General features: G+C 59.7%; 11 protein-coding genes. 2 read left to right on the forward strand and 9 right to left on the reverse strand.

Annotation, left to right across the window (positions count from 1 at the left end):
- Window positions 1–217 precede the first annotated feature (217 nt).
- On the forward strand, window positions 218–907 hold the full coding sequence (locus EOA75_RS23765; RefSeq protein WP_127325311.1) for an outer membrane protein: 690 nt from the start codon (window positions 218–220) through the stop codon (window positions 905–907).
- A 91-nt stretch (window positions 908–998) separates the two neighbouring features.
- Here EOA75_RS23765 and EOA75_RS23770 read toward each other — a convergent pair whose 3' ends face one another.
- From EOA75_RS23770 to EOA75_RS23815, 9 genes are all read right to left on the reverse strand, one after another.
- A complete protein-coding gene (locus EOA75_RS23770) occupies window positions 999–2,432 on the reverse strand; it encodes a hypothetical protein (RefSeq protein ID WP_127325312.1) in 1,434 nt (477 codons plus the stop codon).
- Window positions 2,407–2,871 (reverse strand): terminase small subunit protein, encoded by a 465-nt coding sequence (locus EOA75_RS23775; protein WP_127325313.1) that lies wholly within the window; start codon window positions 2,869–2,871, stop codon window positions 2,407–2,409. The genes EOA75_RS23770 and EOA75_RS23775 overlap by 26 nt, the downstream gene beginning before the upstream one ends.
- Entirely contained in the window at window positions 2,864–3,124 is a 261-nt protein-coding gene (locus EOA75_RS23780; protein ID WP_164747523.1) for a helix-turn-helix domain-containing protein, read from the reverse strand. The genes EOA75_RS23775 and EOA75_RS23780 overlap by 8 nt, the downstream gene beginning before the upstream one ends.
- 134 nt (window positions 3,125–3,258) lie before the next feature.
- The gene (locus tag EOA75_RS23785; RefSeq protein WP_245459013.1) at window positions 3,259–3,600 is read right to left on the reverse strand and encodes a hypothetical protein; all 342 of its coding nucleotides are present in this window, start codon (window positions 3,598–3,600) and stop codon (window positions 3,259–3,261) included.
- 199 nt (window positions 3,601–3,799) lie between these two features.
- The gene (locus EOA75_RS23790; RefSeq protein ID WP_127325315.1) at window positions 3,800–4,225 is read right to left on the reverse strand and encodes a hypothetical protein; all 426 of its coding nucleotides are present in this window, start codon (window positions 4,223–4,225) and stop codon (window positions 3,800–3,802) included.
- Entirely contained in the window at window positions 4,222–4,476 is a 255-nt protein-coding gene (locus tag EOA75_RS23795; RefSeq protein ID WP_127325316.1) for a DUF6074 family protein, read from the reverse strand. The genes EOA75_RS23790 and EOA75_RS23795 overlap by 4 nt, the downstream gene beginning before the upstream one ends.
- Before the next feature lie 206 nt (window positions 4,477–4,682).
- Window positions 4,683–5,783 (reverse strand): bifunctional DNA primase/polymerase, encoded by a 1,101-nt coding sequence (locus tag EOA75_RS23800; protein ID WP_127325317.1) that lies wholly within the window; start codon window positions 5,781–5,783, stop codon window positions 4,683–4,685.
- Window positions 5,780–6,127 carry a hypothetical protein gene (locus EOA75_RS23805; RefSeq protein WP_127325318.1) on the reverse strand — a complete coding sequence of 116 codons (348 nt, stop codon included), beginning with the start codon at window positions 6,125–6,127 and terminating at the stop codon, window positions 5,780–5,782. Before EOA75_RS23805 ends, EOA75_RS23800 begins: the two co-directional genes overlap by 4 nt.
- Before the next feature lie 528 nt (window positions 6,128–6,655).
- Window positions 6,656–7,888 (reverse strand): site-specific integrase, encoded by a 1,233-nt coding sequence (locus tag EOA75_RS23815; protein ID WP_127325320.1) that lies wholly within the window; start codon window positions 7,886–7,888, stop codon window positions 6,656–6,658.
- Window positions 7,889–8,197: 309 nt separating this feature from the next.
- On the opposite strand from EOA75_RS23815, the gene EOA75_RS23820 reads away from it, so the two are divergent.
- Complete coding sequence (locus EOA75_RS23820; protein WP_127325321.1) at window positions 8,198–8,596, forward strand: hypothetical protein; 399 nt, start codon at window positions 8,198–8,200, stop codon at window positions 8,594–8,596.
- Window positions 8,597–8,739: the final 143 nt, after the last annotated feature.

The following is an 8,739-nucleotide window of genomic DNA, read 5'->3' on the forward strand; positions in this document are numbered from 1 at the left end:
AGACACCACCAGCGCGCGGCATAGCTGCTCCAATCTTAGCGATTGGACAGATGATCTATATCCGTCTGCGAAAGTCTAAGCCGCTTGGATGGGCACACACGAGCTGATTACCTTCCTGATTGGCAGAACTGAAAAGACTCGTATGTTGCGCAAATGATACATCGCTATTCAGTGGTCGCTGATAGGTTGTGAATCGGTTTTTTGCTGGGGTTTTTCAATGCGCTCGCTTTCCTTCTTGTTTGCCGGTCTGCTGGCTTTGTTGACCGGGTCCGCAATGGCCGCCGACGCGGTGGCGGGTGCTCCGGCGGAAAGCATCAACTGGTCGGGTGCCTATATCGGCGGCGTCGCCGGCTACGGCTGGAAGTCCGACAGTTATCATTACTTTGGCAGCTCGGTCGATTTCGATTCCAACGGCTTTGTTGGCGGTTTGACTGCCGGCTACAACTGGCAGCAGGGTCAGTTTGTTTTCGGTGCGGAAGCCGACATCAGCTACGCCGATATGAACGGCAGCGTACTCGAGGTTCCCTTCGTGCCCCCGTGCGGCGTCGCAGGCCAGGGGTGCACGGCCAAGGTTGACTGGTTCGGCACCGGCCGCGCTCGCGTCGGCTATGCCTTCGAGAATTTTCTTCCCTACGCCACCGGTGGCTTTGCAGTCGGTCACGTGGAGGGATCGGCCGATCTCGGCGCATGCGGTTTTGGTCCGACATGCGGTTACAGCGACACACGTTGGGGCTGGACCGCTGGCGCCGGCGTGGAATGGGCGATGAATCAGCAGATCTCGTTCAAGGCAGAATATCTGCATGTCGACCTTGGCACCCCGTCCTTCTCGACCACCAACCCGCCCGATCCGTCCTCGGACCGCCTCAATTTCGATACGGTTCGTGTCGGCATCAACTATCATTTCTAATCCAATTGCCGGCTGGCGCGCGTGATAGCCGACGAATAAAGCCGCCAATGGCGGCTTTTTTCATGCCCGGAGCTTGCTCGACCAAAGTCTGCTACATACCTGCGCGAGCCCGGCGGCGCCTTACCATAGCGTCCACTGCCTCCTTGACCGTCTGCTGGCTGCGTATCGTGCCGTCTGCCTGGCCCACATAGGCTCGCTTGTCGCCCTCGGGCTTCTTCACCTCGGCGACCGCCTGCCGCCATGCAAGGCCGAGATAGCGGAACGCTGATGCGTAGTGCTCGGCCCAGTTCTTGACCGGGATGTCGCGGAACGTCTTCTTCTCGTCGTCATACTCGCGCCGGTAGGCCTTCAGGCCCTCGATGCCATCCGCAACGCGTTCGGTCGTCCTGAAGCGCGCCACCTTGATCGTTTGCAGACCGGCGTTGTTGCCCTCGGCCAGGCTGACTAGGCCGACCATCTTCGGCTTGCGCCCGTGATCCTTCAGCGTGTCCAGACGCGTGCGCTTCGTTCCCCACTGCGGATGCAGGATGTCGTGCGGCACGTAGTCGTTGCCGTGGTAACCCTGTTCGTCCAGCCACTTGCACCAGTCCGACAGGTCTTCGCTGTCCGGCACGTAGAAGTCGACGATCAGCGGAACGCCGTCGATGACTTGAAACGCCCAAATCGGATTGTTGACCGCCTTACCCAGATCCCACGCGGTATGCACCGGATGTTTCGGATCGATGTCGAACGGAGTGCCGATGCGCAATGCGCGCTCCGCCCGAGCGATTTCCGCGCCCCAATAGGAGCCGATCAGCGCGCCCGAGAACGAGCAGAAATATTCCTGCTCAATCAGCATATCGGCCATTTCCTTGCCGAACAGGCCTTCGTACACGTCGCGCTGCTCTTCGATCGTCACCTTGTCGATGGCGGCAGTGTCATCGGCCGACAACACCTCGCTGAACCAGCCGCGCGGGTTGGTCACGGGATCGAAGACATTGCCCTTGACCTTGTCGAGCATTCCCTTTGCGTGATTGTTGCCGCGCGGCGTGGTGATGAACGATGCCCATCCGCCGTTTTCAGCCAGGATCGGCGAGAGGTAGGCCCATGCTGCCGGGTTGGCCAGCGCCCATTCCGAAAAGGTGATGCCAACCGGCGGCGAGCCGACCAGGCTGTTGAAGTTGTCCGATCCGACCACCTGAAAGGTTGAACCGACATCCTTGAAGCGGATGAACATCTCATGATCATTCATGTTTTCGATCAGAGCTTCAGGGAACGCCTCAAACAGCCGCCTCTTGCCAGTGTGAGGGTTGACCGCGGTCCAGATCGCTTTGCGCGCCTGTGCGGCCTCGGGCAGCATGTGCCAATAGGTTCCGGGCCGCTCGTAGGCGGACACGGCATGCATGTTCAGGTTCAGCTCGTCCTTACCGGCGCGCCGATGCCAGAATAGCAGCTGGCGCTTGCAACCCTGCTCCCAGGAATCCCAGGCCGGCCGCTGATACCAACGAGGCTGCCAGTCGTTAGCGGGGATCGTTACGCGGGGCATCCTTGAACTTCACAATTTGGACCGTCAGCGGACCGCCTTCGCCATCGGTAAGCGCGACCTTGCTGCCGTACTTCTTCGGCCGCAGTTTCTCCGCTATCCACTGGCGCGCACTGATGCGCAGAGCCGAGCGGCGCAAGGCCTCGCCATTCTCTTTCCAGCCGGTAACCTCGCCGTCGCTGTTCTTCTGTTCCATCCAGTCGTTGCTGCCGTCGTCGGCGATGTCGGTCATCTCATCGACCAGCACGTCAGCCTGAGCCTCGCGCGCATGCACGTACTTGGTCCGGAAATCGTCGCGGCCGGGATCAGCAAGCCATGCAAATACCGTCGACTTCGCGGGCATGGCTTCATCAAGGCAAATCGACCGCAGGCTTCTGCCCTCGGCGATCTGTTCGCAGATGGTGTTGGCGATGTCGTCGCTGTAGATCGTTGGTCTAGCCATTTCCGCCTTCCTTCATCCTGATTAGAACGAGGCGCTTGGAAACTCCTAGACGCTTGGCAATCTCCCGCGGTCGGTAGCCGTCATCGAGCAGCCGCTTGATCTCACGGCGGCGCTTTTCTGCGATCTGGATCTTACGATGACGGAATGGCCGCTCGGCACGCGGGTCTTTCAGGCGCTTCGCCCGGGCGATGCACTCGACCACAGTGCTGATGGAGATGTCCAACTCCTCGGCAATGGTCGAATAGCTGGCCATCCCCTCCCACAGGTCGAGAATGCGGTTTCGCGTCCGAGCTACGCGCGGGTGTGTCTTGCCTCCGCGCTTATTGAACGAAGAATAAGCATGGAATGGGAGCGACCTGCCCTGCCCTGACTTAGGCTTCGCATGGATCATTGATCGCCCTTCGCCTTGCGTTTCAGGTAGGCCCGGCGCTCAGGCGAGAGACGAACATAAGCAGGCCGCCAATTGATCGGAATTGACGGGAAATAAAACACATCGCCCGGCGGATCGATGCGGTACCAATGGCCATCGTTGTCGAGAAAGAACTGGAGACCAGGCGTCCCGTAGTCGCCCACCATATCGTTGAAGAGCAATTCGCAGATGAGACCGTCTCCGCGAACAGCTGTATTCATAGGCCGCCATGGATTTTCGCGGTCATGGGCGTCCCGCGCCTGACGTTCTGCAATGGTCATGAATTCACCTTGTTGTCTGCCTTCGGGAGAATTGTCCATTTCGGTCGTTTCGACCAACCGAGGCGGCAGACGCGTCGCGCCGCTCGTATTTCGTGTCCGGCAGGCGCGCACAACTTGGCGACGGATTCGGCAGCTATCTCTGTCGGATAGACACGGTCGTCCCAGCGGCGACCTTCCCCGATAAGAATAACCCAACCGTCATCTACGGCGACGAGGCCGTTCTGTTGAAGTCTTGTGGTCATCCTGAAACCTTTTTTGAAGCCAGATAGTCGGCCGGGTTGATTTTGCGCACCGGCGACGCTGCGCCGAATGTTCCGAGTTGCCATTCACGATGCTGGCGCTGGCCCTGCGGGTCGAACTTCGCCGCGGCTATATCGCGGACCCATTTCGGAGCCTTGGCCGCAGCCCGCCTCATTTTCGTGGTTTGCTTCTTTTCGTTGCGAACCGACTTCGGCATCTTCGGCTTCGGGCCGCTCGACAGAATCTTGTTCGAGATCCAGTCTGCCCGCTTCTCTGCCGGCGATATCGGCTCGCCCTCCATCCGATCGAGTGCGCGCCACGCTTCGCCGTGGGTCGGGAACGGACCTGCGAGCTTTCGACTACCGTTCGGCGAATTATCATCGATCACGACAAAGCCGCCTTCCTTCTCGGTCACCGTCATCATGCTGCGTCACCTTCATCTGGCTGGTATCGGCGCGCCAAAGCCAAGAACACCTCTTGGCCGAAGGCCAGAAGGGTCTCGTCCACCTCGACCTCGGAGATGCCTTGAGCGGTCATCGCGTGGCGCTTGGCTGTGATTAGCTTCCGCCAATACGCGTCGGCCGACGGACCATTGAGCACAGCCAAGGCCGCGACTGCCACTTTGACCGCGCCGTCTGATTTCGCCATCGGGAACGGAACGATGCTCGGACCCATCTATGCCCCCTTTCGCTTCATCGCTGCGAGCGCGACGCCGACGTCATCAACAAGGACAGAACCATTGGGTAGAAGGCGAGTGCCAGCCAGTTTGCCGTTACGGGCTTTGGCCATAATCTGACCGAGCGGGCGGCACTCCGCCCGGTTTCGGGGCACGGTCTCCCGTATCGCATTTGTCAGTCCCATATTTGGGAATGAAGTAAGCATTACACCTCCCCCTTCTCGCTCCGATCAGGAAGACACAGCCGATAGACGTTGGGCTCCTTCTGGCTGCGGCGGCCACGTCGAACCACCTGCAACAGGCCGACAGCGACCAGGACTAGAACGTCGCGGTAGATCCGACTCTTGCTCTGCAACGGAAGGTGGCCTTTATCGATCAGCCCTTGCGCAACGACCGTGAAGAGCTTGCCTGGCCTGTGGCCGTGCATGCCATTGAGGACCATGTACAAAAGCGCGGCACTATCCCCATTTTTGTGGACCCCCAAGGCAGCGGTAGCGGTACGGTTGGTGGCAAAGGTGGAATTTCGGCCGCCCCAAACGTAGAGCCGATCCCGATTGCGCCATGCCCACCGGGCTTTTGCCCGGATTTCGGCATTCGAGACGCTTTCTGGGTTGTCGCACTCCAGATCCCGCAGCAGGCAAAGCTCTTCAAAAACCTCGGCCTCGCTGTCAGCAACCAAAGCCAGCTCGATCCCTCGCCGGAAAAGATGGCGGTCGCGCTTGCCCACCTCTGCCCTTTTCGACCCAGGCTGCCATTGTGGCGGCGTCGCCCGGAAAATCGGCAGGCGCGCGGCGAAGCCGAGCGGCGCGCCCGCTGTCTCATACGACTGACCATTGTCGGGCCGAACCGAATCCGGGCCGACCACGAACGAGCGGGCGCCAGTCTTGAAGTCGATCGAAATGTCCGGCAGGCGCACGGGCGGCGGGACGTAGAACCCCGCTCGGAACCAGTAGTGGACGCCGCGCGACGTCCGGGTCATCACCGGCGACAAACCGAAGTGCTGTTCGACATAGTCGCGGGTCGCAGCGTTGTCCGTGTCGCAATCCACGACGACCAGCCCATCAAGCCGAATGCCGTACATCTGCGACCCGGCTTTAGCCATCAGACCAAGGCACGTGGCCACGGAGCAGCCGCGCGCGCCGGGCCAGTTGGCAACCAAGGGCTTCTTGCCGTCCGGCCCATCGCCGAGCGGCAGGAGCTTGTAGCCGGCGCCGTGAAGGCGGGCGATGGTCTCGGCGTAGCGAGAACCCGCCCCACGGACGTCCGGCGAAACTGGTGGTTTCGGGAAGTCGGCGGCAGCGTTCATGCAGCGGTCGCCATGTCTTCGATGATGGTCACCGGGGTTGCCAGCGTGTATCTGGAGTGCGTCGAGGGAAATGCCCCTCCATGGTGTTCACGCGGCGAGGAAATGATGAACCCCGATCGGCGCAGCAGAAAGATGTAGTGTGAAACCCTGACACCGGTCGGCAGATCGAGCGTGGTGACACCGCGCTTTCCTGCGTTGATCAGTTGCTTCAGCATCCAGGCGGCGCGCCCGTGCAGACGCTTCTCTCGTCCATCGGGCTCTATGCGGACTGTGATGCTGAATTTATTGGGAGGTGTTTGAGATTGTGAATTAACGCGAGACGTCGCGTCTGGTATGCGATTCATGTTCGCTCCGTTGTCAGATTCCCGAGGGAGGGTTCTGTTAAATATTCGGATCGAATTGGCTTGAGCGGCTTTGGTTTGGCGACCGCCGCTCAAGCCTCTTCCGAACCGGATTTTCCTTTGGGCAAATTGTCTAGCCAGGTATCGGCATCGACTTTCCGGATAAGTGTTTTCCGGCCCGCCTTTCGGTACTCCAATCGGCCTGCCTTCATCTCCTCGTAAGCGAGGTTCCTCCGGATGCCGTACGCTTCACAGAAGCTGTCAACCGTGTACGCATTGGGCGCAAAAGTCATCTCTCGATAAGTCTCCTTTCGTTCGGCGCAAATCACTACGGATCAGCGCACACAATATAGCGTTCTTCGAGTTAGCAACCAAGGCCTCGTTCGCGTTTTGTCCAAGTTTCGAATCGTTTTTTCGCAAACCGATTCAATGATTTGGGGCCAATCCGGCCATATCCTGACCGGATGCACAGTCCTCTAGATCTTGTGGGAAAGCCCAATTTCCTGGGGATAATGCGTAGAGTCGTTTGACCTAACGCGAGGAAACGACGCGCAGATGCTTGGCGGTGTTGGCAGCGGCCAGATAGTTTGCCCACGCAGTCATCAGCTTGCGACGCTTTTCCAGGGCGTCGGATCGGCGATAGGCATGCTCCACCGCATTGCCGACTTTGTGGGCGAGCGCGGCTTCGGCCACTTCACGGGGGAATGACGTTTGGTCACCGGCCCAATCCCTGAAGGCTGAGCGGAAGCCGTGCACTGTATACTGCCCAACTTCGAGGCGCCGCATGGTCATAGCCATCGCCATTGAAGAAAGCCCACGTTCGATGCCGGCAACGGTTTCGCCCGGGAAGACATACCCCGTGTCAGACGTGCGCGAGTCATAGAGAGACCGGACTATCGCCATAGCCCTATCTGGCAGCGGAACACGGTGGACTTCCTTGGCCTTCATGCGAGCCGCCGGCACTGTCCAGACCTTCGCGTCCAGGTCCAGTTCCGGCCAGACCATGCCCAGGACTTCCCCGGAGCGAGCGGCCGTCAAAATCAGATACTCCAAGGCCAGCGCGGATAAGCCGTCCGTCTCGCGCAGCGATGTCACGAAGGCAGGCACTTGCTCATAGGGCATTGCGGCGTGATGGCCGCGCGTCAGCTTACCAGGCTTCGCCAGGAGGTGCTGAAGGTGCCCTCGCCACATAGCCGGGTTTTCGCCGGTTCGATGGCCGGCCGCCTTAGCGGCGTCGAGCACACGCTCTATCCTCCCCCGAAGCCGCTGCGCAGTTTCCGGCTTGTTTAGCCAGATCGGCTTGAGGATAGCGAGGATATCGGCCGTGCTGACTTCCGACACCCGCTTCGGGCGGATGTCCTTGCAGTAGGTATCGCCCAGGGTCATTTCCCATTGGGCCTTGTGCTTAGCGTTCGCCCATCCCTTCCCGACTTCTGCAATCAGGTCCGTCGCGCATTCAGCAAACGTTGGTCCCGAGGTCTCGACCGCATCGTCCGCTTCAACATGCGCCGGGTCCAGACCAGCCTTCAGAAGACGCCGGCATTCTGTTGCCTTCTCCCGAGCTGCCGCCAGCGAGACCGGCTTAGGGTAGGAGCCCAACCCGCGCTCCATTCTCTTACCGTCCTTGATGCCGAGGAACACCCACGACTTATTGCCGGTTGGCGAGACGTGGAGATATAGCCCGCCCCCGTCGCCATACCGACCAGGGGAAAGCTCCTTCACACGGATCGCCGTATCGGAAAGTTTGTTAAGGGCTCGCGCCATCCGTTCATAATCCCGTTCATAATTCGATGCGGTGATTCTAGCGGATTGCAGCGGACATCGCCAAACGGAAAAGCGAAGGTTCCCAAGTGTTTCAACGTCTTGTGGGTATGCCAACAAACATCAGCAAACTGAGTTTAGGCGGACACTCCCTCCGCCACAATTCCCAACCGAATCCGCATATCATCTCCTGCATGGCCACCGTTTCGCTGTAGACGGCTATCTGTCCCATCGTGCTTTATTGGTTCCGGCGAGCCTTGGTGCGTCTCGTGCCCATCCGATTGTCCTGCAAGATCCTGCCGAAGGAACGAGATGCCTGTTTTCGCGTTGTGCGCCATGTCTCTCGAAGACCACATCAGCATGGCGCAGCGTCATGTTCGACATGGCGAGCGGCACATTGCGCGTCAGCACGAGCGGATTGCCCGCTTGAGAACCAACAGGCTGCCGACAGTGGATGCGTTGAGGTTCCTGAGCCTGTTGGAAGAGGTTCACGCTTTGCAGCGGGAGCACCTGTCCCGACTGCTGTCGAAATCGGCCGGATCCAAAGTAGTCTCGGAGCTTTCGGCGAAGACGCAGGTGGCAGAGGGCGGGAGAGACCCGATTTCCATTCCGGACCCCATCGTCCGGCTCGCGCTGGAGCTCGAACAAGAGCTTAACAGCGTCAAATTGAAGTGGCTGACCGCCAAGCCTCCGAGGGGCAAGCTTCACTAGCTGGCTCCGGCAGGTTGGCGGCTCTGCCGCGTCCTTTCGTGCGCTGAGGCCCCTTTAGGCTACTACGCCATCAACTTCTTGATATGTACCGGCCACATCAGCACAAGCGTATGTTTATCGGCAGCCGGTGCTGTGTCTCGCCC

Source organism: Mesorhizobium sp. M1A.F.Ca.IN.022.07.1.1 (genome assembly GCF_003997575.1).
In the GTDB taxonomy this organism is placed as follows: Bacteria; Pseudomonadota; Alphaproteobacteria; order Rhizobiales; family Rhizobiaceae; genus Mesorhizobium.